The 26,388-nt window shown below is 69.9% G+C and carries 23 protein-coding genes; 9 read left to right on the forward strand and 14 right to left on the reverse strand.

Annotated features, from left to right (window positions below; genetic code table 11):
- Window positions 1–47 precede the first annotated feature (47 nt).
- Window positions 48–1,484 carry an MDR family MFS transporter gene (locus HH310_RS35225; protein ID WP_312034533.1) on the reverse strand — a complete coding sequence of 479 codons (1,437 nt, stop codon included), beginning with the start codon at window positions 1,482–1,484 and terminating at the stop codon, window positions 48–50.
- Window positions 1,485–1,620: 136 nt separating this feature from the next.
- Here HH310_RS35225 and HH310_RS35230 point away from each other — a divergent pair, with 136 nt between their 5' ends.
- Both HH310_RS35230 and HH310_RS35235 read left to right on the forward strand, forming a co-directional pair.
- Window positions 1,621–3,555: an ATP-binding protein gene (locus tag HH310_RS35230; RefSeq protein ID WP_312034539.1), complete on the forward strand. Its 1,935-nt coding sequence runs from the start codon at window positions 1,621–1,623 to the stop codon at window positions 3,553–3,555.
- Between the two features lie 53 nt (window positions 3,556–3,608).
- Window positions 3,609–4,475 carry a sulfotransferase domain-containing protein gene (locus HH310_RS35235; RefSeq protein WP_169180066.1) on the forward strand — a complete coding sequence of 289 codons (867 nt, stop codon included), beginning with the start codon at window positions 3,609–3,611 and terminating at the stop codon, window positions 4,473–4,475.
- Here the strand turns inward: HH310_RS35235 and HH310_RS35240 are convergent.
- Entirely contained in the window at window positions 4,472–4,663 is a 192-nt protein-coding gene (locus tag HH310_RS35240) for a hypothetical protein (RefSeq protein ID WP_169180067.1), read from the reverse strand. The genes HH310_RS35235 and HH310_RS35240 overlap by 4 nt on opposite strands.
- Window positions 4,664–5,278: 615 nt before the next feature.
- Here HH310_RS35240 and HH310_RS35245 point away from each other — a divergent pair.
- Window positions 5,279–5,512 carry a PH domain-containing protein gene (locus HH310_RS35245; protein WP_169180068.1) on the forward strand — a complete coding sequence of 78 codons (234 nt, stop codon included), beginning with the start codon at window positions 5,279–5,281 and terminating at the stop codon, window positions 5,510–5,512.
- A gap of 5 nt (window positions 5,513–5,517) precedes the next feature.
- On the opposite strand, the gene HH310_RS35250 is transcribed toward HH310_RS35245, so the two are convergent.
- Window positions 5,518–6,981, reverse strand: a complete 1,464-nt coding sequence (locus HH310_RS35250) for a PucR family transcriptional regulator (RefSeq protein ID WP_169180069.1) — start codon at window positions 6,979–6,981, stop codon at window positions 5,518–5,520.
- 109 nt (window positions 6,982–7,090) lie between these two features.
- Here HH310_RS35250 and HH310_RS35255 point away from each other — a divergent pair, with 109 nt between their 5' ends.
- The 5 genes from HH310_RS35255 to HH310_RS35275 are packed head-to-tail and all read left to right on the forward strand — an operon-like array spanning window position 7,091 to window position 12,247.
- Window positions 7,091–8,392, forward strand: coding sequence for an aldehyde dehydrogenase family protein (locus tag HH310_RS35255; RefSeq protein WP_169180106.1), 1,302 nt, complete (start codon window positions 7,091–7,093; stop codon window positions 8,390–8,392).
- Complete coding sequence (locus HH310_RS35260) at window positions 8,389–9,387, forward strand: ABC transporter ATP-binding protein (RefSeq protein ID WP_169180070.1); 999 nt, start codon at window positions 8,389–8,391, stop codon at window positions 9,385–9,387. The genes HH310_RS35255 and HH310_RS35260 overlap by 4 nt, the downstream gene beginning before the upstream one ends.
- Window positions 9,377–10,585 (forward strand): ABC transporter substrate-binding protein, encoded by a 1,209-nt coding sequence (locus HH310_RS35265; RefSeq protein ID WP_169180071.1) that lies wholly within the window; start codon window positions 9,377–9,379, stop codon window positions 10,583–10,585. Before HH310_RS35260 ends, HH310_RS35265 begins: the two co-directional genes overlap by 11 nt.
- A 1-nt stretch (window position 10,586) precedes the next feature.
- On the forward strand, window positions 10,587–11,435 hold the full coding sequence (locus HH310_RS35270) for an ABC transporter permease (RefSeq protein ID WP_169180072.1): 849 nt from the start codon (window positions 10,587–10,589) through the stop codon (window positions 11,433–11,435).
- Complete coding sequence (locus HH310_RS35275; RefSeq protein WP_169180073.1) at window positions 11,432–12,247, forward strand: ABC transporter permease; 816 nt, start codon at window positions 11,432–11,434, stop codon at window positions 12,245–12,247. Before HH310_RS35270 ends, HH310_RS35275 begins: the two co-directional genes overlap by 4 nt.
- Window positions 12,248–12,275: 28 nt before the next feature.
- Here HH310_RS35275 and HH310_RS35280 read toward each other — a convergent pair whose 3' ends face one another.
- A complete protein-coding gene (locus HH310_RS35280; protein WP_169180074.1) occupies window positions 12,276–13,754 on the reverse strand; it encodes an MFS transporter in 1,479 nt (492 codons plus the stop codon).
- Between the two features lie 130 nt (window positions 13,755–13,884).
- Here HH310_RS35280 and HH310_RS35285 point away from each other — a divergent pair, with 130 nt between their 5' ends.
- Entirely contained in the window at window positions 13,885–14,493 is a 609-nt protein-coding gene (locus tag HH310_RS35285) for a TetR/AcrR family transcriptional regulator (RefSeq protein ID WP_169180075.1), read from the forward strand.
- Here the strand turns inward: HH310_RS35285 and eboE are convergent.
- The 10 genes from eboE to HH310_RS35335 form a co-directional block, all read right to left on the reverse strand.
- On the reverse strand, window positions 14,484–15,677 hold the full coding sequence (eboE, locus tag HH310_RS35290; protein ID WP_312034535.1) for a metabolite traffic protein EboE: 1,194 nt from the start codon (window positions 15,675–15,677) through the stop codon (window positions 14,484–14,486). The two genes, HH310_RS35285 and eboE, sit on opposite strands and share 10 nt — an antisense overlap.
- Entirely contained in the window at window positions 15,674–17,020 is a 1,347-nt protein-coding gene (locus HH310_RS35295; protein WP_169180076.1) for a Xaa-Pro peptidase family protein, read from the reverse strand. The genes eboE and HH310_RS35295 overlap by 4 nt, the downstream gene beginning before the upstream one ends.
- Before the next feature lie 5 nt (window positions 17,021–17,025).
- Entirely contained in the window at window positions 17,026–17,556 is a 531-nt protein-coding gene (locus tag HH310_RS35300) for a VOC family protein (protein WP_169180077.1), read from the reverse strand.
- Window positions 17,557–17,570: 14 nt separating this feature from the next.
- Window positions 17,571–18,641, reverse strand: coding sequence for a 2,3-butanediol dehydrogenase (locus tag HH310_RS35305; RefSeq protein WP_169180078.1), 1,071 nt, complete (start codon window positions 18,639–18,641; stop codon window positions 17,571–17,573).
- A gap of 31 nt (window positions 18,642–18,672) precedes the next feature.
- Complete coding sequence (locus HH310_RS35310; RefSeq protein ID WP_169180079.1) at window positions 18,673–21,171, reverse strand: ATP-binding cassette domain-containing protein; 2,499 nt, start codon at window positions 21,169–21,171, stop codon at window positions 18,673–18,675.
- Between the two features lie 26 nt (window positions 21,172–21,197).
- Window positions 21,198–22,310 carry a substrate-binding domain-containing protein gene (locus HH310_RS35315; RefSeq protein ID WP_169180080.1) on the reverse strand — a complete coding sequence of 371 codons (1,113 nt, stop codon included), beginning with the start codon at window positions 22,308–22,310 and terminating at the stop codon, window positions 21,198–21,200.
- 78 nt (window positions 22,311–22,388) lie between these two features.
- Window positions 22,389–23,390, reverse strand: coding sequence for an ABC transporter permease (locus tag HH310_RS35320; RefSeq protein WP_169180081.1), 1,002 nt, complete (start codon window positions 23,388–23,390; stop codon window positions 22,389–22,391).
- A gap of 118 nt (window positions 23,391–23,508) precedes the next feature.
- Window positions 23,509–24,585 carry a zinc-binding dehydrogenase gene (locus HH310_RS35325; RefSeq protein ID WP_169180082.1) on the reverse strand — a complete coding sequence of 359 codons (1,077 nt, stop codon included), beginning with the start codon at window positions 24,583–24,585 and terminating at the stop codon, window positions 23,509–23,511.
- 13 nt (window positions 24,586–24,598) lie between these two features.
- Window positions 24,599–25,579, reverse strand: a complete 981-nt coding sequence (locus HH310_RS35330) for a zinc-binding dehydrogenase (RefSeq protein WP_169180083.1) — start codon at window positions 25,577–25,579, stop codon at window positions 24,599–24,601.
- A gap of 73 nt (window positions 25,580–25,652) precedes the next feature.
- Window positions 25,653–26,336, reverse strand: coding sequence for a helix-turn-helix domain-containing protein (locus HH310_RS35335; protein WP_169180084.1), 684 nt, complete (start codon window positions 26,334–26,336; stop codon window positions 25,653–25,655).
- Window positions 26,337–26,388: the final 52 nt, after the last annotated feature.

The raw sequence follows: 26,388 nt of genomic DNA on the forward strand, positions 1-26,388 counted from the left end.
TTCCGGACGCTATTTTTGATGATCAACATCCGGGTTAACGGCGCGTTTTATGCGGCGACCGCTTCGGTGCTCTTTGTTTCCTCGCCAAGGAATTCGTTGGCGGCCCGCGGCAGCAAAGTCGCCATCGCCACCATGAGTACGCCGACGATTACCTGAACCAGGAAAATGCGGTGCACCGCGTGCGTGAGCGAAAGCGGATCCGGGCTGCCCGAGTTGATCACCGCGTTGGCGATCGCGCCGAACACGGCCACGCCGAGCGAACTGCCCAGCGAGCGCAGGAAGATGTTGTTCGCGGTCACCACGCCGCGTTCCGCCCAGCTGACGCTGGACTGCGCGGCGATCAGCGTGGGCGACACCGTGAAGCCCATCCCGAAGCCGATGATCAGGCAGAACAGGGCCACCTCGAGCACCGGCGAGTGCTCGTTGAGCAGCAGCATCAACGCCGTGCCCAGCAGCACCAGCGCCACCCCGAGCAGGGCGGTGAACCGGAAGCCGTACTTCAGGTAGATCTTGCCGGCCTGGCTGGCGGCGATCGGCCAGCCCATCAGCAGCGGCGCCAGGGCGAAGCCGGCCACCAGCGGACCGGTGCCGAGCACGTCCTGCACATACGTGGGCACGTACGAGGTCAGGCCCAGCAGGATCGCGCCGACGCCGACCGACAGCAGGCCGCTGGAGATGAGCAGCCGGCGGCGGAAGACCCAGAGCGGAAGAACCGGCTCGGCCGCGGTGCGCTCCACGAAGGTGAACGCGACCAGCGAGGCCGCGCCCAGCCCCAGCACCACGATGCCGGCCACCGAGACCCACGCCCACTCCTGCCCGCCCTCGAGGACGCCCAGGATGACCAGGGTGAGGCCGGTGCTGAGCAGCGCCGCGCCGCGGTAGTCGATGTGCGGCTGCCCGCGGTCGATCCGCTCGTGGAAGCGCCGCAGGATGGTGAAGCCGGCGAGCAGGCACAGCGGGATGTTGATGAAGAAGATGTAGCGCCAGGAGACGTACTCGCTGAACACGCCGCCGAGCGTGGGGCCGACCACCGACGAGATGCCCCAGACGCTGGCCACGTAGCCCTGGACCTTGGCGCGCTCACGCACCGTGTAGAGGTCGCCGACCATGGTGATCGTGACCGGCATGATGGCGCCGGCGCCCAGGCCCTGCACGATCCGGAAGATGATCAGCGGCAGCATGCCCCACGCGACGCCGCACAGGATCGAGCCCAGCAGGAACAGGCCGATGCCGAAGATGATGACCGGCTTGCGGCCGAACAGGTCGCTGAGCTTGCCGTAGATCGGGACCGAGACGGCCTGCGCGAGCAGGTAGATCGAGAAGAGCCACGGGAAGAGCGAGAACCCGCCGATGTCCTTGACGATCGAGGGGACCGCGGTCGCGATGATCGTCGAATCGATCGCGACGAGCCCGGTCGCCAGCATGATCGCGCCCAGGATCGGCCCGCGTTCCGAACGGAGCCCGATGCCGTTGTTTGCCGCCACTTCTAATGCTTAGCGCATCAAAGGTCAGACCTTAAGGCTTCGTCGGCAGCGTCACCTCGCGTCACTCGGGAGAGACGTTCCAGGGCGAACCCAGATATCCCGTTATATCCGTATTTATACTTGTCATGTGACATGCGTGGTCGTTGCGGAGGACAACCTTGATCATCAACGTGTGATCGCCGAGGTGATACGCCGCCTGGGCCATGACGTGGTGGTCGCCTCGGACGGGCGGGACGCCCTCGCCGCCGTCCGGGAGCATCGGCCGCGCCTGGTCGTCGCCGACATCGACATGCCGCACCTGGACGGCTTCGAGCTCTGCCGCGCCGTCCGGGAGGACCCGGCCCTCTCCGGCACCCCGGTCGTCCTGGTCACGGCGTACCTGCTGCCCGGCGACCCACGGCTGGCCGCGACCGGCGCCCGCGCGGTGATCGGCAAGCCGTTCAGCGTGCCCGAGCTCTCCGCGGCTTTGCGCGCCCAGCTGGAGGCGCTCGACACGCCGCCGGTGCCGGCCGACGGCGCCTTCATCGAAGCCCTGCTGAACAGCCTCGACTCCGGGGTGGCCGCCTGCGACGCGTCCGGGCGCCTGGTGGTGGTCAACAGCGCGCTGCGCGACTACATCGAGGAGGGCGCCCACCTGGACGTGCTGCCCGGCATGTTCGGGCTGCAGCACCACGACGGGACGCCGATGCGGGCGGACGAGATGCCGCTGGCCCGCGCGCTCGCCGGCGAGGAGGTGAACCAGGCCGAACTGCTCGGGCACGACGGCGAGGGCCGGCAACGCTGGTACGCCGCGAACGCCCGGCCCATCCGCGCCGGGAACGGCCCGGTGACCGGGGCCGTGGTGGTCTTCCACGACAACACCAACGTGCACCGCAGCCGCCAGTACCAGGAATGCAAGGCCGCCGTGCTCAAGGTGCTCGCCGAGGACTCGCACGCGCCCAAGCTCGCCGACCGCATCCTCGACGCGATCGGCCACACGCTGGGCTGGCCGCACCTGCGGCTCTGGCTTGCCGACGAGGTCACCGACCTGCTGCGCCCGGCCGGCATCTACACCGCGGCGCACGAACGGCCCCTGCCCATCCCGGCGAGCATGACCCGCGGCCAGGGCCTCGCCGGCACCTGCTGGGACCGCGGCGAGATGATCTGGGTGCCGGACGTGCACGCCCCCGACTCCCCGGTCCTCCCCAAGATCACCGCCGATCTCGACTTCGCGGCCGCCGGGGCGGTGCCGGTCCGCAGCGGTCACCAGGTGGTCGGCGTGCTGACCTTTTTCACGTACGCCCGTCAGGAGCCGGACCCCGCGCTCGGGCTGCTGCTGACCGGGATCGCCGGGCTGATCGGCGCGTTCCTCGAACACCGCCGCGCCGAGGTGCTGGCGATGCACCTGGCGGTCGCGACCGACGAGTACATCGCCCTGGTCGGGCACGAGCTGCGCACCCCGCTGACCTCGATCGGCGCGTACGTGGACCTGATGGCCGAGTTCGCCGACGACACCCCGCTCGGCGAGGTCCGCGACCTGCTCGACGTGGTGCAGCGCAACAACCTGCGGCTGCGCGACCTGGTGGAACGGCTGCTCGACCTGGCCGGCCTGGAATCCGGGCAGGCCGTGCTCGCGGTCGCCTCGGTCGACCTCGTCGAGCTGGTGGGCGCCGCGATCGACGCGGTGTCGGCGACGGCGGCCGAGCGCGGCATCAAGCTGGACGCCACGATGCCCGGGAAGCTCACCGTGCCCGGCGATCGGGAGCGGCTGCGGCAGGTGACCGACGCGCTGCTCGGCAACGCGGTCAAGTTCAGCCACCCGGACTCGACGGTGATGGTCACGGTCGCCGAGGACGGGCCGGCGGCGGAACTCACCGTCGCGGACACCGGCGTCGGCATTCCCGCGGCCGAGCAGGTACGCCTGTTCCGGCGCCTGTATCGCGGCGGCAACGCGCGGCACACCGGCATTCCGGGCGCCGGGCTCGGACTGGCACTGAGCCGGGTCGTGGTGGAACGCCATCACGGCACCATCACGCTCGCCTCCGACGAATCCAACGGGACCGCCGTCACCGTCCGGCTCCCGCGCTCCTGAATATCGCGTACGCAAGCAATTGTTTTCCGGTATTCGGGCGTAACCTCGCGGCCATGCGAAAACCGCCGGCCCGTTACCGCACCACCTTCGCGGACAGTGCCCGCTGGGATTCGGTCGCGCTACGCCCCGGCGACATCATCATTTCGACACCGCAGAAATGCGGCACGACGTGGATGCAGACCATTTGCGCGCTGCTGATATTCCAGTCCCCGGAATTGCCCGCGATGCTGGACGAATTGTCGATCTGGCCGGATTTCCTGCTCCGCGACGAGGACGACATGGCGGAGGCCCTGGAGGCGCAGCAGACCCGCCGTTTCATGAAGACCCACAGCGCGCTGGACGGCCTCCCCGACGACGACCGGGTCACCTACATCACGGTCGGGCGCGACCCCCGGGACGCCGGCGTCTCCTACATCAACCACCAGGCCAACCTCAACATGGCCGCGATGCCCGGCCGCGGCACGTTTCCCGCCCTGCCGGCGCTGCCGCGCGAACGCTTCTGGCGCTGGGCGAACAACCCACCCGAGGCAACCGGCCTGGCGTCGATGATGCACCACCTGAGCACCGCGTGGGAGGTGCGCGACCGTCCGAACGTGCTGCTCCTGCACTATCAGCAGATGCTCGACGACCTGCCCGGCACGATGCGCCTGGTGGCCGACCGCCTGGGCATCCAGGTCCCCGCCGCCCGGTGGCCCGGCCTGATCAAGGCCGCGACCTTCAGCGAGATGCGCACCCACATCGACAACTTGGTCCCCGAGCGCGACATCTGGCTGGACCGCACCCGCTTCTTCCGCAGCGGCACGAGCGGCCAGTGGCGCGCCCTGCTCGACGAGCCCGACCAGCAGCGTTACCGCGACCGCGTCCGCACCTTGGCCACCCCCGCCCTGATCGACTGGGTCCACCAGGGCCAGCCCCTCTAGCCCCGCTTCGCCCACGCCTCGGCATCGGCGCCGTCCATCTCCGCCCTCGCCGCCGCGAGCTCCGCAGCCGCGAAGACGCCGTGCTCGGCCTGCCAGTCAGCCACCACGCGCCGCGCCACCCGCCACCGCAGCTCACTCTCACCTGCCACCGAGCCGCGAGCCTCGACCGCCTCATGCGACCGCTCCACGCAGTCACGCCTTACAACGCCATACCTTATCGAGTAAGTGCTAACCGTGGTGGTAGGCGGTGAGTGACCTGGTCGCGGTGTGCCGGCGGCGCCAGAGCTGAGGCGCTGCGGTGATCCGTTAGCGGCGGGGCGGTCCCGCTATGTGGACACCGCGGTCACATCATGGATTTTTGTGAACCTTGGAGAGTTGCGCCCACATACGAGCCATAACTCTCCAAGGTTCACCTTCGGCCGGAACAATCCGCCGGGCGAAAGCCGCGTTACATGACAAAAATATTCTCCACAATGGACTTTAGTCTCACATCGCGGACGGTGGGTCCATGATGCGGGCGCGGGTCTCAGCAGGCGGTCGCCCGTCTCACGGAATGGAAGCACCGCGCGGCCGCGCGCCGGGCCCGCCTGTCCGGCGGCCGGGCCGATTCAACAAATCTCGGGAAATGTCGGATATGCGAGACGGGCGGCGGGGACTGGCGGACGGACGGCGATCAGATCGCTGATCACCTACGGCCACTGATTCGCCTACGGCCACTGATTCGGCTTAGGACTTACGGATCTCCGCACTGGCGAGCCTTGCCCCTGGTCCGTTCTCGATCAGCACGATCACCGTGGTGGGGCATGACCCGGGCCTACCGAGTCGATCGAACCGGCATCACGATCACCGCCGGCTTCTCGACCGTGACGACACCATGGTCCGCGGTGACGGGCGTCCAACGCCGGCGCGGCCAGATGATCGTCCACCAGGGTTGGCGAAAGATGCTGGGCATCCCGACCGGCGCGCTGACCGAGCAGGACCAGACGCGTCTCTGGCGTCTCCTGCAATCGCGCGGCGCGGCGCAGACGGTCGACTAAAGATGTCATCCGTCCAGGCGGGCGGCGGCCACCGCCAGCCACAGCTGGACGCGGTCGGCGGTGCGGCTCAGGGAGCGCCCGGTCAGCCTCTCGATCTGCTCGACCCGATAGCGGACCGTGTTGCGGTGCACGATCAACCGGTCCGCCACCGCCGCCACCGAGCCGTCCGCGTCCAGATAGGCCCGTAGCGTCGCCACCAGCGAACCCGCGTGCGCGGCGTCGAACTCGCAGAGCGGACGCAGCAGATCCCGGGCCAGGTCGCGCAACGGCACGTCGTCGCTGGCCAGCAGCAGACCCGACAGGCTCATCTGCTCGCGGTCGTTCACCCCCGGGCCGCGGCTCATCGCCTCGTACGCCTCGTAATAGCTCCACCGCAACCCGGTCATCCCGGCGTACCAGCCGCCCACCCCGACCCGCACGTCGCTGCCCAGCCGCGCCAGGTACGCCTCCAGCAACCGGGCCGCCTCACGCGCCGACTGACCCGGCTCCAGCACCGCGATCAGGCAGTCCTCCAGCAGCGCCGTCGTCGCGCCGGACAGCGGCGGGCTCGTCACCAGGCGCTTGCGCAGGTCGGCCGCCTCGACCGTCGCGACCAGCAGCGCGTGCTCGTCCTCGTCGCGGATCCCGAACGGGGACAGCCGCCGCGAGGCCTCGGGCGCGCCGATCGTGCCGCGCACCAGATCCTCCAGGACCTGCCCGGCCAGCCGGCGCTGACCGGCGAGCTCCGCCTGCCGCCGCGCCATCTCCAAACCGACCAGCGACACCGCGTACGGCAGGACGTCGGCCGACGAGCGCGGCTGGCGGCAGCAGAGGTACGCCACCACGACGTCCTCCACGCACACCGGCACACACACCGGGATCGCCGCGGGTGACCGATGCCGCGCGGCGAACAGGATCTGCTCGACCGGCCACGCGGCCCGAGACGGTGCCGTCGCGAGCACCTGTCCGTACACCGAGAGCACCATGGCCGGCGCCCCGACGATCTGGTGCAGGGCGGTGACCAGCGCACCGAGCCCCTGCCCGGACAGCAGCGCCCGGGCCAGCGTGTCGTGCTCGTCCAGCAGGTCCGCGAACCGGCCGTACTGCTCCTCCAGCACCCGGTCCGCGACGAAACGGTCGACCGCGATGAACGGCGTCTCGTACGGGATCTCCAGAACCGGAAGGCGCCGAGCGCGGGCCTCGTCGAGGGTCTCCGGCGGGATGCGGGCGTGGCTCAGCCCGGTGCCGAAGCCGAGCCCGGCCACGCCGGAGGACGCGACCCGGGACACGAAGTCGCGCTGCGCGGACGGGCAGGTCTGGCTCAGCCCGGTGGTCAGCACCAGCTCGCCGCCGCTGAGGAACGGACGCGGATCGGCCAGCTCGGTGACCGCGCACCAGCGCACCGGCTGCTGCAGCGCGGCCGGGTCGCCGTCGGCCAGGCGCAGGCTCAGATCCGGATCGGCGAGCACGTCGGCCAATCGCAGCGTCATCCACGGACTGTACGGCGGCACAACGCACCAGCGTAAGTACTGTGCATCCATCCATTTACCTCGATCAAGGAAGCGATCTACCGTGACGGCAACACCGGGAGGCCACGTGATGCAGCTCACTCCCCGGATCGGGGGCCGACCGGCGAGCGCCGACCTGTGGACGGATGTGCTCAGCCCGTACGACGGCAGCGCCGTCGCCCGGGTGCCGGCACTGTCCGCCACCCACGTCGCCGAGGCGGTGGCGGCCGCCGCGGCGACGCTGGCGCGGGCCGACTTTCCCCGGCAGCGCCGCGCCGAGGTCCTCGAGGCCGCCGCCGTGCTGCTCACCGAGCGGACCGAGGAGTTCGCGGTCACGATCGCCCGGGAGTCGGGCACCCCCATCCGGTACGCCCGTGCGGAGACGACGCGGGCCGCGAAGGCCACCAGAGCGGCCGCCGTCGAGTGCCGCCGGATGTTCTCGGACGCGATCGACGACACCGCCGGGGTCGGGTTCGTCCTGCACCGCCCGATCGGCGTGGTGGCGGCCCTGACCCCGAGCCACGGCCCGCTCGAATTCGTGGCCCGGCAGGTGGCCCCGGCGATCGCGGCCGGGTGCCCGCTGGTCCTCAAACCCGCCGAGGCGACGCCGGTGTCCGCGATCCGGTTCGTCGACCTGCTGGTCGAGGCGGGGCTTCCGGCCGATTGGATCTCCGTGGTCACCGGCCGGGGCGCCGACGCCGGGCACGCTCTCGTCGCTCATCCGGTGCCCGCGCTGATCGCCTTCGCGGGCGGCGCCGAGGTGGGCCGCGAGATCCGGGAGCGGGCGCCGGACGCGCGCGTCCTGATCGATCCGGACATGAAGGCGGCCCTCATTCTGGAACCCGACGCCGAGCTCGACCGGGTGATCGAGGCGCTCAAGAAGGGCGCGTTCCGGGCCACCGGCCGCGTACTGGTGCATCGGTCCGTCTACGACCGGTCCGTCGAGCGGCTCTGCGAGGCCATCTGCGAGCTGCAGGTCGGCGACCCGCTGGACGCGGCGACGATGGTGGGGCCGCTGATCTCGCCGGCCGACGCGGACGCGGTGGAGGAGGAGATCGCCGCGGCCCGCCGCAACGGCGCCGAGGTGACCGGGGGCAAGCGACGCGGGCCGTCCCTGCTCGCACCCGCTGTGATCGAGGGCCCGCCGGGTGACGTGCGGGGTCCGGTGGTCACCGCGACGCCGTACGCCGACCTGGACGAGGCGGTCGCGCTGGCCGGGAGCGGGACGGCCGCCGGGATCTTCACCTCCGGGCTGGCGACCGCGGTGCGCGCGGCCCGCGAACTCCGGTTCGACACCGTGCTGATCAACGACGTCCCCTGCGCACCGCCGGATCGGCGGCCCACCGGCGTACGGGAAATGACCGCCGAGAAGAACGTGATGGTGATGCCATGAGCGAGACGCCGGCGATTCGGCTTTCCGGGTTGCGCAAGAGCTTCGGCTCGGTCGAGGCCGTGGCCGGGATCGACCTGGAGATCGCGGACGGCGAGTTCTTCTCGATGCTCGGGCCGTCCGGGTCGGGCAAGACCACCGTGCTGCGGATGATCGCCGGCTTCGAGCTGCCGACCGCCGGGACCGTGTCGCTGAGCGGCCGCGACGTCACCCGGCTGCCGCCGTTCGAGCGCGACGTCAACACGGTCTTCCAGGACTACGCGCTGTTTCCGCACATGAGCGTGCTGGAGAACGTCGAGTACGGGCTGCGGGTGCGCAAGGTGCCGCGTCGCGAGCGCCGGGAGCGGGCGTTGCGGGCGCTGGCATCGGTGCGGCTGGAGGGTTTCGAGACACGCCGGCCCAGCGCGATGTCCGGCGGGCAGCGGCAGCGGGTGGCCCTGGCGCGGGCGCTGGTCAACCGGCCCCGGGTGCTGCTGCTCGACGAGCCGCTGGGCGCGCTGGACGCGAAGTTGCGCGAGCAGATGCAGGTCGAGCTCAAGGAGATCCAGCGCGACGTCGGCATCACGTTCGTCTTCGTGACGCACGACCAGGCCGAGGCGCTGACGATGAGTGACCGGGTCGCGGTCTTCGATCAAGGGCGGATCAACCAGGTGGGTACGCCCGAGGAGGTCTACGAACGGCCGGCGTCCGCGTTCGTGGCGAGCTTCGTCGGCACGTCCAACCTGCTCAGCGGTGCGGCGGCGAAAGCTTTGATCGGCCGTGACGGCACCTTTTCGGTACGCCCGGAGAAAGTCCACATGGGCACGTCCGGGGTGCCCGGGACGGTGGCCGAGGTGATCTACGCCGGTGCCGTCACGCGATACGTCGTCGATCTGGACGCGGGCGCGCGGATGGTCGTGGTCGATCGCGACCGGCGCGAGCTGCGCGGGCAATCGGTCTGCCTGTCTTGGCAGGACGAGCACGTAGTTGAGATAAAGGAGAACGCTGATGCGGCATAAGGGAAAGGCGCTGGCGGCCGCCATGGCCGCGGGCGTCCTCATTCTGGCGGCCGGATGTTCCGGCAACGATTCCGGCAACGAGGCGGGTAGCGGGCCAGGCGGCCTGAGCGTCCCGAAGATCGACAAGATGGCCACGCTCGGCACGGGCGAGGGCACCGTCAACGTCATCGCGTGGGCCGGATACGTCGAGGACGGCTCCACCGATCCGAAGGTCGACTGGGTGTCGGACTTCGAGAAGGAGACCGGCTGCAAGGTCAACTCCAAGGTCGCGGGCACCTCGGACGAGATGGTGTCGCTGATGAAGACCGGCGAGTACGACGTGGTCTCGGCCTCGGGTGACGCGTCGCTGCGGCTCATCTACGGCGGCGACGTCGCCCCGGTGAACACCGATCTCATCCCGAACTACAAGGATGTCTTCGAGGGGCTGAAGAACAAGCAGTGGAACTCGGTCGACGGCCAGCCCTACGGCGTGCCGCACGGCCGCGGCGCGAACCTGCTGATGTACCGCACCGACGTGGTGAAGCCGGCGCCGACCTCGTGGGCCGCCGTGTTCGACGCGAACTCCCCGTACCAGGGCAAGATCACCGCGTACGACTCGCCGATCTACATCGCGGACGCGGCGCTCTATCTCATGACGACGCAGCCGGATCTGGGCATCAAGAACCCGTACGCGCTGGACGACACCCAGTTCAAGGCGGCCACCGACCTGCTCACCGCGCAGAACAAGATGATCGGCGAGTACTGGTCCGACTACACCAAGGAGGTGCAGGCGTTCAAGGCCGGCAACTCGGTGCTCGGGACCACGTGGCAGGTCATCACCAACCTGGCACAGGCCGACAAGGCGCCGGTCGAGGCGTTCCTGCCGAACGAGGGCGCGACCGGCTGGTCCGACACGTGGATGATCTCGTCGAAGTCCAAGCACCCGAACTGCGCGTACATGTGGATGAACCACATCATCTCCCCGAAGTCGAACGCGGCGGTGGCGGAGTGGTTCGGTGAGGCGCCGGCCAACAAGCTGGCCTGTCAGCAGACCGCGGACAAGAACTTCTGCGCGACGTACCACGCGGACGACGAGGCGTACTACCAGAAGGTCTGGTACTGGACCACGCCGATCGCCCAGTGCCTCGACGGGCGTACGAACGTGACCTGCAAGGACTACTCGGCCTGGACCCAGGCCTGGACGACGATCAAGGGATAAGGTGCGCTCTTTCCTTCACCGGCATCCGGGCGTACGCCTCGCCGGCCTGCTGTCCGCGCCACTGCTCTGGCTGGTCGTCGCCTACCTGGGCGCTCTCGCCGTGCTGCTGGTGTCGGCGTTCTGGGCGGTCAACACGTTCACCGGTGAGGTGGTGCGGGAGTTCTCGTTGCAGAACTTCCGGACCATCCTCACCGAGGACGTGTACCGCAACGTGACGCTGCGCAGTGTCGGTGTGGCGGCCGCGGTGACGGTGATCTGCGTCGTGCTGGCGGTGCCGATGGCGTTGTACATGGCGAAAGTGGCGTCGCCCCGGTCGCGGCACTGGCTGGTGATCGCCATCCTGACTCCACTGTGGGCGTCGTACCTGGTCAAGGCGTACGCGTGGCGGGTGTTGCTGGCCAACGGCGGGCCGGTCGATTGGCTCCTCGGGGGTCCCGGGCGAGGGCCGGGTTATGGGTTGTTCGCCACCATCATTGTCTTGTCGTACCTATGGCTTCCTTACATGATTTTGCCGATTTATGCCGGTTTAGAGCGACTGCCCGACTCGTTGCTGGAAGCCTCGGCCGATCTGGGCGCGCGAGGGTCTCGGACATTTAGGGCAATTGTGTTGCCGATCCTCGTGCCGTCGATCTTCGCCGGGTCGATCTTCACGTTCAGCCTGTCGCTCGGTGACTACATCACCGTGCAGATCGTCGGCGGCAAGACCCAGCTGATCGGCAACCTCGTGTACGCCAACATCGGCGCGGCCAACAACCTGCCGTTCGCCGCCGCGCTGGCCGTCATCCCCGTCCTGATCATGGTGATCTACCTGGTCGCGGTCCGTCGCTCGGGCGCCCTGGAGGAGTTGTGACGCTGTCCGCGTGGTCACGCTGGGGCCTGCGCGTGTTCATGGCGCTGGGCCTGCTCTTCATCTACGTGCCGCTGCTGCTGATCCTGGTCAACTCGTTCAACGGCGACCGCACGTTCGCCTGGCCGCCGCACGATTTCACCACCCGCTGGTGGTCCGCGGCCTGGCACAACGGCGGCGCCCGCGACGCACTGTGGACGTCGGTGAAGGCCGGCCTCGGCGCCACGGCGATCGCCCTGGTGCTGGGCACGATGGTGTCGTTCGCCGTGCAGCGTTTCAAGTTCTTCGGCCGCGACACGGTGTCGTTGCTGATCATCCTGCCGATCGCGTTGCCGGGCATCGTCACCGGGATCGCGTTGGACAGCGCGTGGCGCTCGGTGATCGAGCCGCTGGGCCTCGGCAAGGGGTTGTTCTCGGTGATCGTCGGGCATGCGACCTTCTGCGTCGTCGTGGTCTACAACAACGTGCTGGCCCGGCTCCGGCGCACCGGGACGTCGTTGGAGGAGGCGTCCGCCGACCTCGGCGCCGCGCCCGGCCAGACGTTCCGCTTCGTGACGTTCCCGATGATCCGCTCGGCGCTGCTGGCGGGCGGCCTGCTGGCGTTCGCCCTGTCCTTCGACGAGATCATCGTGACGACCTTCACGGCGGGCCCGGGCATCACGACGCTGCCGATCTGGATTTTCAACAACCTGTTCCGCCCGAACCAGGCCCCGGTGGTGAACGTGGTCGCCGCCGTCCTGATCGTGCTGTCGGTGGTGCCGGTGTGGTTCGCCCAGCGCCTGGCCGGCCCGGCCGCCGGCGCCAGCCGGACGTAGGGCCGGCGCCGGCGATGCCGGACCGGTTTTACGCGGCTTTCGGCCGCGCGACCAGGTCGTCCGGGACTGCGAAACCGGCCTCGGCGAGTGCTTCCACTTCCTCGACCTGCGGCAGGGTCAGCTTGGCCGAGCGGCTGCGGGGCATCAGGAACGCCACGATGCCGGCGGTGAGGGCGGCGACGGCGGCACCGACGACGAAGATCAGCCGGAACTGCGACTCCTGCGGCAGCGGCACACTCAGGCCGGGGATCACGTTGCGGGTCAGCAGGGTGACGACGAACGCCGTGCCCAGGCTCATGCCCACCGAGCGGAAAATAGAGTTCACGCTGTTCGCGATGCCGGTCTCGGCGTGATCGACATGCTGGACGACGAGGGTGGGCAGCGCGGCGTAACTGAACATCACGCCGGTCATGACCGCGATCGTGCCGACGATCACCTCCCACGTCGTCGCGTGCGCGGCGGCGAGCAGGACGAAGCCCGCGGCCGACACCAGCGTCGCGATCACCAGGGTGGCCTTGGAGCCGAACCGGGAAACCAGGATGCCGCCGAGCGGTGCGGTGAGGATGCCGCCGCCGGTGGCGGGCAGCAGGTAGACCACGCTCGTGGCCAGGACGCTCGCTCCGAAGCCGTAGCCGCTAATGCCTGGCGGGCTCTGGACCAGCGCGGACACGCCCAGGAACACGGCGAACATGACGAAGCCGGTGGACAGTCCGGCCACGTGCGCGATCACGATCGGCCGGTGGCTGAGCATGCGTGTGCTGACCAGGGGCTGGGTGATGCGGCGTTCCATGAGCACGAAGAGCGCGAGCACGACGACGGCGCCGATCAGGCTGCCGATGACGGCGGTTGAGCCCCAGCCCCAGTCGTTGCCCTGCTCCAGCGGCATGACCAGCAGGACCAGGCCGAGGCCGAGCACGCCGGCGCCGAGCCAGTCGAGGCGTCCGGTCGCGGCGGCGGCGCGCCGTGGCAGTGTCAGGAGTCCGAGCAGGGCGATGACGCTGAGGCCGGTGGAGAGCCAGAAGAGCTGGTGATAGTCCGGGCTGTCGCCGCGCATGAGCAATCCGGTGATGGTCAGGCCGAGACCCGAGCCGACCGCGAGCATGCCGCTGACCACGGCCATGGCGCCGGTCAGGCGGTGCGGCGGCACTTCTTCGCGCAGCACGCCGATGCCCAGCGGGAAGAGCCCGAAACTGCTCGCCTGCAGGACGCGGGCGAGGACGAGCAGGAAAAGGCTGCTGGTGGTGGCGGCAAGGATGGAGCCGATGATCACGAGAATCATCACTCCGATCATGACGGGACGCCGGCCCCGGAGATCGCCGAGCCGGCCGAGCACCGGGGTCAGGACCGCGGCGCCCAGCAGGTTCGCGGTGACCACCCAGCTTGCGGCGGCGGCGGAGACACCAAGATCGGCCTGGATGTCCCCGATGACGGGTACGACCAAGGTCTGCAGGACGGCGACCAGAAGCACGCCGTACGCCGCGACCGGTATGACGAGGCGTTTTGACACAGGTTCCCCCTCGAGCTGAACGAGCCACTCGAAGGTAGACGCGGGGGCGACTATTTTCAACGCGGTGTCGATAAAATTCGTGTGACGTCGATTTCACTCGACGGCAGTCGATTATCGTAGAATCGGCGTCATGGCAGGCAGCATCACCAGTCGGCGGCAGGGCCTCACCAAGGGCGATCAGCGCGAGCGCGCCCTGCTCGACGCGGCGCGCGCCTTGTTCCGCGAGAAGCCGATCGGCGAGGTCGCCATCGACGAGCTCACCGGCGCCGCCGGGATCACCAGATCGAGCTTCTACTTCTACTTCGAGTCCAAGCGGGCGTTGCTCGCCGCTCTGTGCGACCAGGCGGTCGGCGAGACCGACGACGAGATGGCCGAGTGGCTGGCCTCCGATGGGCCCAACCGCGACGCCCTGCGCCGGGGCCTGGCCCGATCGCTCGCCCGGTGGCGCATCGACGGCCGCTGGTTACGTGAGCTGTTCATCGCCCCCGACCCGGGCCAGGACATTTTGAGCGTGCGGGAGCGGCTGATCACCAGCAGCGGCTCGGCGCTGTGCGACCGCATCCGACGCGATGCGCGCGCCGGCCGCACCGTCGGCGGCGTCCCGGAGCAGCTCGCCTCGATGGTCATCGGCCTGCGGGTCATGACGCTGTCCGAGCTCTACGCACTCCCGGGCACCTACACCGACGACGAACTGCTCGACGGCCTCACCGACGCCATTCTGCGACTGATCTACGGCTGACGCGGCAGGTGGTTGCGCAGCCAGGTCCACTCCCGCACGACGTAGTCGGTGATGTCGCCGGTCTTGAGATGGGCCGGCAGGACGTCCCAGGTGTACGTCTCGATCTCCAGGTGGTCGGACAGCGGCACCTCGGCGTGCAGGGCCAGCGCGTCCTCGATGCCGGCGCGCGTCGTGCCGAACCCTCCCAGGTCGTCCAGGAAGATCGGCACGTGGAAGTGGGTGCGCCACTCACGCACGCCGCCCGGATCCTTTCGCCAGGCGGCGATCGCGTCGCTCAGGTTGAGCATCTTGGTCAGCTCGCCGTCGCGCGACTCGGTGGTCTGGCTGAGGTAGATCGTGTCGGTGAACGCGTCGAGCGCGGCCACCACCTCCTCGGTCACCTCCGGCACGCGCAGCGCCGCGGCGGCCTGCAGCTTGAAGATGGGCACGCCGGCGTCGCGCAACGACCGCAGCGATCCCGCGATGTCCTCGAACTCGACGGACTGGTGACCGATGTCGAACACGACCCCGAGGTGCCGGCGTACCAGCCCGGCAGCCTCGCTCGCGGGCAGCCCGGTCAGCGCGCACAGGGTGCGGATGCCCTCGGCCGACCACACGTGGTTCGTGAAGTAGTCGAGGGTCTCCGCGGTGGTCTCCAGCAGGCAGAACGGTTCCGGTTCGAGCGCGAGCTTCACCCGGTGCCCGGTCCGCCGTTCGAGGTCGGCGAGGTGCGCCACGGTGCGCAGCACGTTGCCGGTGATCCGCGCGACGTCGTCCTCGCCGTGCACATTGGCGCGGAACGCCAGCGGCGCGCTCTGGATCGACGGCGAGATCGACGACGGGGTGATGTCGGCAAGCACATCGGCGACCTGATTCGTGTACGCCACACGCGTCTCGCTCGACCAGTCCGGTTCGTAGACGTCCTCCATCACGCGGTGCCCTTTGAACGGCCCGTACGGGAACGCGTTGACGGTGAACACATACATGTCCCGCCGGTCCAGCCAGTCGCGCAGCCGCGCGCGCTCGGCGGGGTCGGCCGCGAGCGTCCGCGCCGACGCACCGGACAGGCGCAACGACACCCCGTACGGCTCGGTCGGCGACACCCGCTCCTTCACCGCCGGCGCGTACGTCTCGAGGCTCGCCCGCATCTCGTCCCACGTGTCGCCCGGATGCACGAGCGTGGAGTAGCCGAGGTGGCCGCTCACGCCATGCCTCCCTCGGCCGGCCGCGTGTTGAGGTGCGACTGGCTCTCCCGCACCGAAGGCAGCACGCCCCCGGCGGTGTAATAGCGCTGCCCGGCGATCAGCAACTCTTCCGCCGGGAACTTCGTGAGCACCTCGCAGCCCGACTCGGTCACCAGGATCTCCTCCTCGATGCGGGCCGCGCCCCAGCCGTCCGCCGCCGGCCAGTACGTCTCCAGCGCGAACACCTGCCCGGGCTCCAACGTCTCCGGGTTGTCGATCGACGTGAGCCGGCTGAAGATCGGGCGTTCCCAGATGCTCAGCCCGACGCCGTGGCCGTACTGCAGGCCAAACGCCGCCTCCTCGTCGGCGAACCCGAAGTCGGTCGCGTCGGGCCACACCGCGACGATGTCGGCCGTCGTCGCCCCGGGCTTGACCAGGCTGATCGCGTTGTCGATGAGCTCCCGGCAGATCTTGTACGCGCCGCGCATGCCGGGCGACGCGCTGCCCACCGCGAAAGTGCGGTAGTAGCAGGTGCGGTAGCCCTGGTAGCTGTGCAGGATGTCGAAGAACGCCGGGTCGCCCGGGCGGATCAGGCGGTCCGAGAACATGTGCGGATGCGGCGAGCAGCGTTCGCCGGAGATCGCGTTGACCCCTTCGACGTGTTCCGAGCCGAGGTCGAACAGTGTCTTGCTGACCAGCCCCACGCACTCGTTCTCGCGGACCCCGGGTCGCAGGAACGTATACAGCTCCTCGTAGGCGGTGTCCACCATGGACGCGGCCTGGGTGAGCAGGCCGATCTCGTCGGCCGTCTTGACCCGCCGCGCCTGCAGGAACTGCTGCTGGCCGTCGACCACCGGGAAACCGAGGCGCTGCAACGCTTCCAGCACCGGGGGCTCGATGATGTCGACCCCGATCGGCTGCCCGCTGAGACCGAAGTCGGCCATCACCCGGGCCACCTTGGCCGCCACGTCCTCGGCGCGGCCCGCGCCGGGGGAGATGGCGCCGCGCAGCGTGGAGATGCCGGCCCGCGATCCGTAGTGCTCACCGCGCCCGGCCGCCGCGTGCGGCTCGTCCAGCCACGGACTGTAGAGCTGGTGGTGGCGTGCCGCCGAGCCGAAGTCCCACAGCACCGGGTCGCCGCCGCGCGGCAGCAGCGCGAAGCGGATCAGCTTGTCCATTGCCCAGGTGCCGATGTGCGCCGACGTCATGTACCGGATGTTGTGGAAGTCGAAGGTCAGCAGCGCGCCCAGGTCGGACCGGTCCAGCTCAGCCTTGAGCTTGCGGACCCGCTCGTGCCGCAGCCGGCCGATGTCGAGCCGGTTCTCCCAGTCCACCCCGGTCGTCCCGAAGGTCGCGATTGCCATGGTCGTCACTCCTCGGTGAACAGGCTGAGAGCGGGGCGCGTGCGCAGGTATTCCGCGGCGTTGGCCTCGCGTTCGTCCTTGCGGTAGTAGGCGATCTCGACGAGTTCGAGGGTGAGCCCGTCCGGATCGCTGAAGTAGCACCAGCGCCAGCCGGCCAGCGGGCCGTCGTCGACCACGTTGACGTCCGAGTAGAACGTCACGCCGTTCTTCTCGAGCTCGGCCTTCGCCTCGTGGATGTCGGGCACCTTGAAGCAGATGTGGGCGGCGCCGAGGTGGTGGTTGGGAATCGGCGCCGTGCTCGTCGCCGGGCGGTTGGCGTACTCGATGAGCTCCATCGTGGAATGCGCGCCGACCCACAGACTCACCTGGCGCAGCTTGGCGTCCGGCACGCCGACACCCCGGGCCAGCGCCGGCCCGTCGAACCACGGCGTGGGCTCGTTGGCGAACGGCAGGCCGAGAATGTCGTGATAGAAGTAGATTGATCGATCGAGGTCGGTGACGACCAGGCCGGCGTGGTGGATGGCGGTGAGCTCCATGCGGGTACGCCTCCTCAGGCGTTCAGGGTCGGTGAGGCGAGGACCTTCAGCTGGTCGCCGCGCGGGTCGACGAGCACGTCGAAGCCTTTGGTGACGACGTCCGGCAGCGCGATACGGGCGGTGACCGCCCGCGCCACGGGGTACTTGCCGGATGCGATCAGCCGGATGATCCGCGGCCAGTCGGTGATCAGATAGCACCAGCTGCCGACCAGCGTGACGTCCTTCGCCGACAGCGTCATCGCGTCGAGGGTGGCGGGCCGGGTGTGCAGCCCGGTCTGCACGATCGAGCCGCGGCTGCGCACGCTGGTCAGCGCGGTGGCCAGACCGGGCGTCGAGCCGGAGCATTCGGCCACGACGTCGACGCCGAGCCCGTCGGTCAGCTCGGCGATCGCGTCGTCGAAGCCCGCGCCGGTCGGGTCGAGCACCGGCCCGACGTCGAGGTCGCGGGCCAGCGCGGCGCGGTTGGGGTTGGGCTCGGCGATGACGACGGTGGCCGCCCCGACCGCGTTGGCGTACAGCGCGGAGAGCACCCCGATCGGGCCGGCACCGGTCACCAGCACGACGTCTCCGCCGTGCACACCGGCGCGGTCGACGCCGTACGCGGCCACGCTGGCAGGCTCGACAACCGCACCCTCGACGTCCGAGACCGCGTCCGGCAGCTTCGCGACCTGGTAGTCCTTGAGCACCGCGTACTGGGCGAGCCCGCCGGTCTCGGCGCTGAGACCGGTGCACGCGAACCGCACGCACAGATGCCCGAGCCCGCGCCGGCAGTAGGCGCACCGCCCGCAGACGATCGCCGGCATCACCGCGACCCGGTCGCCGGCCGCCACCCCGGTCACCTCCGGTCCCGCCTCGACGACCCGGGCCGAGAACTCGTGGCCCAGCGTCTGCGGCAGCGTCACCCCGGTGAGCGGGTGCGGGGTCACCGACGTGACGATCGGCCCGACCAGGTATTCGTGGAGGTCGGTGCCGCAGATGCCGCACCAGGCCACCTCGACCAGCACCTCGTCGGGCGACTTGGGCGCGGGGATGTCGGCGGTCTCCAGGCGGATGTCGCCCTTGTCGTGGAAGCGAGCTGCCAGCACGGTCCTCAGCCTTTCGAGACGGTTTCGGGGGTCAGAGCGGCGATCGGCCGGCGCCACGGACGCGGCTGTAGACGACGGCGGCGACCACGACCAGGGCGCCCTGGAAGAAGTACTGCCACGTCTGGGTCAGGTCGAGGAACACCGTCGCGTTGAGTACCTGGACGATCAGGCCGGCGCCGAGCAGCGTGCCGATGAAGGTGCCGCGCCCGCCGAGGAGGCTGGTGCCGCCCAGGATGACCGCGGTGATGCTGCTCAGCGTGTACCCCACGCCCTGCGCCGGATCGCCGATGCCGAGCTGGGCGAGCAGCACGATCGCGCCGAGGAAGACCAGGGCGGAACAGGCCATGTACGCCCCGATCACCGTTCCCGTGACCTTGACGGCGACCCGGCGTGCCGACTCCTCGCTCGATCCGACAGCGCGCACCCGCAGCCCGACACGACTGCGGCGCAGCCCGAACTCGAGCGCGACCGCCACCAGCACCATCACCACGAAGCTCAGCGGCACCGGTCCGACCTGCGTGGTGACGACGCCGGTGACGCCGCTGCCGATGTTGCCGCCGGGGGAGTCGCGCAGCAGGAAACTCAGGCCCTGCAAGGCGATGTACGTGGCCAGCGTGGCGGCGACCGGGGTGAATTTGGCGTACCGGATGAGCGTGCCGTTCACGGCGCCGGTGCCCGCCCCGGTCAGGAGCATCAGCAGCAGCCCGACAACCGCGGCCGCCGCCGATCGGCCGTCGTTGAGGAAGAACGACCCGACCACGACCATGAAGCCGGCCAGTGGTCCGACGGACAGGTCGATGCCGCCGACCAGCAACGCGACCGTCTGGCCGAGCGCGATGAAGCCGAGTGCGGCGCAGGACGTCATCACAGACGTGATGTTGAACGCGGACAGATAGCGGTCGTTGGTGGCGTAGACGTACGCGCCGAGACCGAGCATCACCAGCGCCAGGATGATGACCGGTGCGTAGTCGCCGAGCAGGAACCGGCGCAGCCGCGTGGAACCGTGCCCGGCCGCGGCCTCCTCGCGACGGTGCCCGGTGGCCCGCACCGCGGCGTGGATCAGCGCCTCCTCGGTGATCGCGTCGCCCTCGACGGTCTGCACCACCGCGCCGCGCGACATCACGACCACCCGGTCGCAGAGCCCTTCCAGCTCTTTCGCGTCGGACGAGGCGATGACCACCGGGACGCCCTCGGCCGCGATCTCCCGCAGGATGCGGTAGATCTCCGAGCGGGCACCCACGTCGACGCCCTGCGTGGGATCGTCGGCGACCAGGATCGCGGGCGCCGACAGCAGCGCGCGGGCCAGCACGACCTTCTGCTGGTTGCCGCCGGACAACGCGGAGATCATGGTCTGCTGCGACGGCGTCTTCACGGCCAGCGACCGCAACTGGCCGGCCACCGCTTCGGCCTCGTCCCGCGAGCTGAGCAGCGGCCCGCGGGTGAACAGCCGCAGCGCGGACAGCGCCGCGTTCTCCCGGACCGAGAGCGACATCATCAGGCCCTCGCGATGCCGGTCGGCCGGCAGATAGCCGCATCGATGCCGTAACCGCTTCGACCCGTACGCCTCCGGCCCGATCCCGACCGTCCCGGAGAACGGCTCGAGCCCGGCCAGCGCCCGCAACAGCGCGCTCTGCCCGTTGCCGGCGATCCCGGAGATGCCGATGATCTCGCCGCGCCGGGCGGTGAACGAGACGTCGTGGAAACCGCGGCCGGACAGCCCCTCGACGACGATCGCCGGCTCGTCCTTGTCGTCGGTGGTGACCTTCGGCGGGAACGTGGAGTCGAGCTTGCGGCCGACGATCAGGGCGAGCAGCTCGTCGTCGGAGATGTCGGCGGTCTCGCCGCCGCCGCGCACCGTGCCGTCGCGGAGCACGGTGACCCGGTTGGCGAGCGCCCGGACCTCGGCCAGCCGGTGCGTGATGTAGACGACCGCCGTCCCGCCGGCCGCCACCGCCCGGACCCGGTCGAACAGCAGATTGACCGACTCGGGACCGAGCGGCGCGGTCGGCTCGTCCAGGATCAGCAGGGACGGCTCGACCACCAGGGCCTTGGCCAGCTCGAGCAGGTGTTTCTGGGCGATGCTGAGTGACTCCACCCGGTCCTGCAGGTGGGCGGCGCACCCGACGTCGGCCAGCATGGCCCGCATCGTCTTCTCGACGTCGCCGTCGCGGCGCAGCACGGCGGCCGGGACGGCGACCCGGATGTTCTCGCCGACCGTCATGTCCGGCATCACCGCGGGGTGCTGGTGCACGATCGCGATCCCCAGCGCGCGGGCCTGCGCCGGGGTGAGGTGGTCGTAGGTGTTCTCGCCGACCGCTATCGAACCGGCGTCCGGCGTCACGGCGCCGGCCGCCACGCCCATCAGCGTGGACTTGCCGGCGCCGTTCTCGCCGAGCAACGCGTGCACCTCACCGGGCCGGATGGTCAGGTCGACGCCGGTCAGCGCCGCCACCCCGTCGTAGTTCTTGGTGATGCCGGTGAGCGTCATCGTCGCCGGCACCACCGCCACCGTGGTCTGCTCGTTCACCATCGGTCCTTTGCTGACGAAGGGACGGCCTACTTCTTGAACAGCGCGGCCTGCGCGGGACCGGGCAGCTCGGCGGAGAGATAGACGTCGCCGGGCAGGCCGCGGTCACAGGTCACCTGGTGCGGCTGGCCGGTCACCGAGTCCTCGAACGGTGGCGCCTTGAACTCGGTGTCCTGCGGCGCGGTGCCGCCGGTCGCCTTGGCGATGGCCCACTGCATGGCGAGCCGGGCATTGTCGTTGCCGGTGGCCACGGTGAACATCTTGAAGTCCGGGTTCTTGGCCTTGTTGTCCTGGTAGAAGCAGGACAGGACGTTGCCGTCGGAGGTGACCAGCGCCGGGATCGAGCGCCCGCTCTTGCCGAACTCGGGCAGCGCGCCGACGAGCGACGGCCCGAAGTCGGAGACGACCACGTCGATCTTCGGGTATTTGGCGATGGCGGCCGATAGCACCTGCTGGGTCAGCGACGGATCCCAGTTCGTCACCTCGAACGGCTGCTGCCCGATGAACTTGTACTTGCCGGTCGGGTCGAGGACCTCGCGCATCGCCTTGAGCTCGGTGAGGCCCTGGCTGTTACCGGCCGGGCCGGACAGGAAGAGCACGTTGCCGCCGTTGGGCAGGTTCTTGACGATCCAGTTCGCCCAGTTCTTGCCGTCGTTCGCGAAGTCGGCGCCGATCCACTCGGTGTAGTCGGTGCCGGCCTTGCCGCCCGGGTCCACGCGGTACGGCACGGTCACCACACCGGCCTTGTACGCGCTGCGCAGCGCCGGCAGCACCGCGCTGCTGGCGTCGGGGAAGACCACCAGCGCGTTGACGCCCTTGGCGACCATGCCCTGGATGTCGGAGATGGCCTTCTGCACGTTGCCCTGGCCGTCGGCGTAGCTGAAACTCGTCACGCTCGGGCACTTGGCCGCCTCGGCCTTGGCCGACGCGGTGGTGACCAGGCGCCAGCTGTTGCCGCCGAACCCGTCGGTGAGGCCGAGGCTGATCTTCTTGGTCCCGCACCACGGCGGGGCGCCGGCGAGCGGTTTGCCCTCGCTCCCGACCGAGTCCGAGTTGGAGTTGGCGTTGCTGCACGCGGAGGCCAGCAGTATCAGGGCACCGGCGGCGGCCGTGAGCCGTAGACCGGACGAGAACTTTGACATGGGAACGCGCCCTCCTTGCAGACGACGTGGAGATCTCAGATCGGGGGTGCCGGTGAAGATCGGCGGGGGTGGCGCGGGCTAGGCCGACGCCGGGAGCGCCCTGCTCCGATGTCGCGATCGGAGGCGCTTCCAGTTGATGGTGTAAAGCGCGACGCCGACCGTGAGGGCCGCGGCCTGCACGAGCGTCTGCACCGCGTACGTGTCGCCACGCGCCAGCACGTACTGCTGAAGTTGGGTCAGGAAGAGCGCGGCCAGGGCACTCGCCACGAGACTGCCGCGACCGCCGAGCAGGGAGGTGCCGCCGAGCACGACGGCGGCCACCGACGCGAGGACGTAGCTGTCGCCCTCGTACGCCGTGGGTTTGTTGACGATCCCGGCCAGCAGGAAGCCGGCCAGCCAGTAGAGCAGTGTCGCGCCGACGTAGGCGCCGCCGCGGAAACGGTCCACCTTGAGCCCGCTCGCCCACGCCGCGAGCGCGCTGGCGCCGACCGCCTCGAACCGGCGCCCGGCCACCGTCTTCTTGATGACGACCGTGGTGATGGCGGTGGCCAGGACCGCGAAGTAGACAGCGTTCGGGATGCCGAGCGTGCTCCCGCCGGCGACCCGGGCCATCAGGCTCGTGGTCTCCCGCGGCGTTCCGCCGGAGACCCCCAGCACGGCCGCGTAGAGCAGCGCGTTGGTGCCCAGCGTGGCCACGATCGCGTTGAGCCCGAAACGCCCGACCAGAATGCCGTTGAGCAGCCCGGCCGCGATCGCGGCGGCCAGCGCGAGCGCCGCCGCCGGGAGCACCCGGGCGTTGTCGCCGTACGCCTCGTGCGTGATGATCACGACGGTCAGCGAGATGGTGCCGGCGATCGAGAGGTCGATCCCGCCCTGCATGACCACCAGCGTCTGGCCGAGCGCCGCGATCGCGAGCACCGACGCGAACGGCAGCATGCCGAGCAGCGCGCCGTGGCTCATGCTGCTGGGCGCGGTCAGCCACCCCAGGACGGCCAGGCCGACCAGTGCGATGAGGACGGTGACCAGGCCGCGGGAGATCGTGCGGCGGGAATTCGCCGTGGCGTCGGAAGAACTGGTCATGTGACCCCCCTCGATCCACTGCGGCTGACGGGTCGAACGTTGCGCCTGACTTTACAAACTGGCCCCGCTGTTCACAATAGGTTGACACCTGCGGGCTGAAGAATCTGAGCTTGCCTGCTCAAACCCGATGTGGCGGCCGTCCAGTGACACTGAACGGGCTCACCAGCACCTTGCCGGACACCGTGCCGGCGGCCAGCGGGTCCAGGGCCTCGCTCACCACCCGTTCCAGCGGCACGACGCGCCCGACCAGCTCGTCCGCGAGCGGGCGGGCGCGCAGCAGCTCCAGGGCGCGGGGCAGGTCGCTGTCGCACACGTGCGCGACGGTGGTGCGGACGGTCACCTCGCGCAGCACGAGATCGGCCAGCGCGAGACTCTGCGGCGCCTGCACCAGCCCGACCAGCAGGACGGTGCCGCCCATGGCGACGAGGTGGGCGGCGCGCTGGGCAGCCCCCGGCACGCCGGAGCTCTCGATGACCACGTCCGCTCCCCGGGGCACGAGGTCGCGTACGGGATCCTCGGAATTCGCCGGATCCACCAGCAGGGTCTCGGTCGCGCCGAGCCGCTCGGCGGCGGCCAGCCGGCCGGAATCCACGTCCACCGCGATCACCCGGCCGTCGTGCCCGGCCAGCCCGGCCAGGATGAACGACCCGATCGCGCCGGCCCCGAGCAGTACCACCGTGTCACCCGGCCGGACGCCGGAACGGTCGACCGCGTGCAGCCCGACGGCCAGGGGCTGGGCGAGCGCGGCGTCGAGACCGGCACACCCGTCCGGGATCTCGCGCAGCGTGGCCGCCGGCACGGCGACGTAGTCGGCCAGCGCGCCATGCGTGCTCAAGCCGAGCGTGTAGTAGCGCTCGCACAGGTTGGTGCGGCCGCGCAGGCACCGCGGGCAGATGCCGCAGGAGACGCCGGCTCCGCTGGCCACCAGACGTCCGCGCCACCGCTCGGCCCCGGGACCGGCGTCCACCACCTCGCCGACGAACTCGTGGCCCAGGATCGTCGGGCCGAGGTGGCCGCTGCCCGGATGCCGGGTGGTCAGCGGGACCATCATCGGCCCCTTGGTGTATTCGGTGACGTCGGTGCCGCACAACCCGTTGTACGCGACCGCGAGCACCACCGTGCCCGGCCCGGCGGCCGGCTCGGCGTACTCCTCGATCCGCAGGTCGCCCGGCGCGTGCAGGACGGCAGCGCGCATCCCAGCCTCCGCTCTACAGCGTCGCGGACGACGTCAGATGAACCTTGACCTGGGATTTGTCGCCGAGCACGGCGGCCACCGCATCATCCGCCTTGGCCAGCGGATAGGTCGAGGTGACCAGCGGCGCGAGATCCACCCCGCTGCGCGCCAGGAACCGCAACGTGCGTGGCCACACGCCGGGCGAGCCGATGATGCCGCGCGCCTGCAGCTCCTTGGACTGGAACAGCCCGAGCTTGGCCGGCGCCGACGAGCCGACGTCGATGCCCACGTAGACCAGACGGGCCCGGAACGCGGCCGCCTCCAGCGCGATCGCCATCGCCTCGGGACGGCCGCTGGCCTCGAACACCACCGAGGCGCCCGCCCCGCCGGTCAGCGCGGCCACCTCCTCGAGGAAGCCGGGATCGACCGGGTCGAGGGTGGCGTCGGCGCCGATCGCGATGGCCAGCGCCGCACGAGGTCTGCTCGGCTCGGCCACCAGGACGCGCGCGCCCTTGCCAGCCGCGGCGGCCACGATGCCCAGGCCGATCGGCCCGGCCCCGAGCACCAGCACGGTGTCGGAGGCGTCCACGTCGTCGGCGCGGACGGTCGCGTAGTAACCGCAGCTGAACGGCTCGACCAGCGCGCCCTGGGTCCAGGAGAGGTTGTCCGGCAGCTCGTGCAGCCAGCTTTCCTTCGCCACGAAGAACTCGGCCGCGGCGCCGCTGATGCTGAACCCGAAATGGTCCGTGCCGATCACGCACTCGCCCACCACGCGGGCGCCCACGCCGAGGTGCTTCACGGCCCGCCCGGTGCGGACCACCTCGGCCGACCACTCGTGGCCGGGGATGACCGGGAAGCGGAAGGGGATGATGTAGCGGCCGGCGAGCAGCTCGATGTCGCTGTGGCAGATGCCGATCCGTCGGCTGGCCAGCAGCACCTCGTCGTCGGCGATGTCCGGGATGTCCAGCTCGCTGACGGCCGCGCGATTGTCACCGACAAACTGAAGAGCCTTCATGGTTGCTCCAGCGCTCGGGGGTGTTCACAGATACTGAACGCCCGATCACGACGATGTCAACCGTTACTTCTCCTCAGTAGCCGTGCCGGACGCACCAGATGCCGCGGACCGCGGTGTCGGTGCGGTTTGCGAGCAGATGCGGCACGGCCGAGTCGAACCCGATCGCCTCACCGGCCCGCAGAGTCAGCACCTCGAACCCGACCGTCACCTCGAGCTCGCCCTCGATCAGCCAGCCGAACTCGAACCCGGAGTGCTGAAGCATCCGCTGGTCGTTCGTCGAACTCGAGTGCGGGGGATAGATGATCTCGATGAAGTCGAGACCCGTCCCGGTGTTGTCGACCAGCCGCTCCCAGATCACGCCGCTGTCCATCTCGAGCACGTGGCGCTTGCCCGGCCGGGTCACCGACAGTGTGGGCGGCTGCTGAGCGTGCGGCCAGGCGTCGGCCAGCGAGCCGAGCTGGGACCGATTGACCACCGCCGCGGGTGCCGCCGGTTTCGGCGCGGGCACCGCCGGCACGTCGCCGTCGTCCTCGGCGAACAGCTCGTCGATCGACACGTTGAGAAGCTGGGACAGCGAATACAGCGTCGCCACCGAGGGCTGCGACTTGCCCCGCTCCATCTGGGAGAGAAACGACGCGGACACCCCCAGCTCGCGCGCCACCTCGCGCAGCGACCGGCCGGAACGCTCCCGGACCCGCTTCAGGCGGATGCCCAGGGTGACCAGCGGCTTGGTGGCGGACGGACTGAGCTCGGTCACGTGATCCCCTCGTTCGCGTTGTGCGACGCCGTGCCCGATGAACCGTAAAGCA

The sequence above is a fragment of the Actinoplanes sp. TBRC 11911 genome (assembly GCF_012933445.1).
Lineage (GTDB): Bacteria > Actinomycetota > Actinomycetes > Mycobacteriales > Micromonosporaceae > Actinoplanes.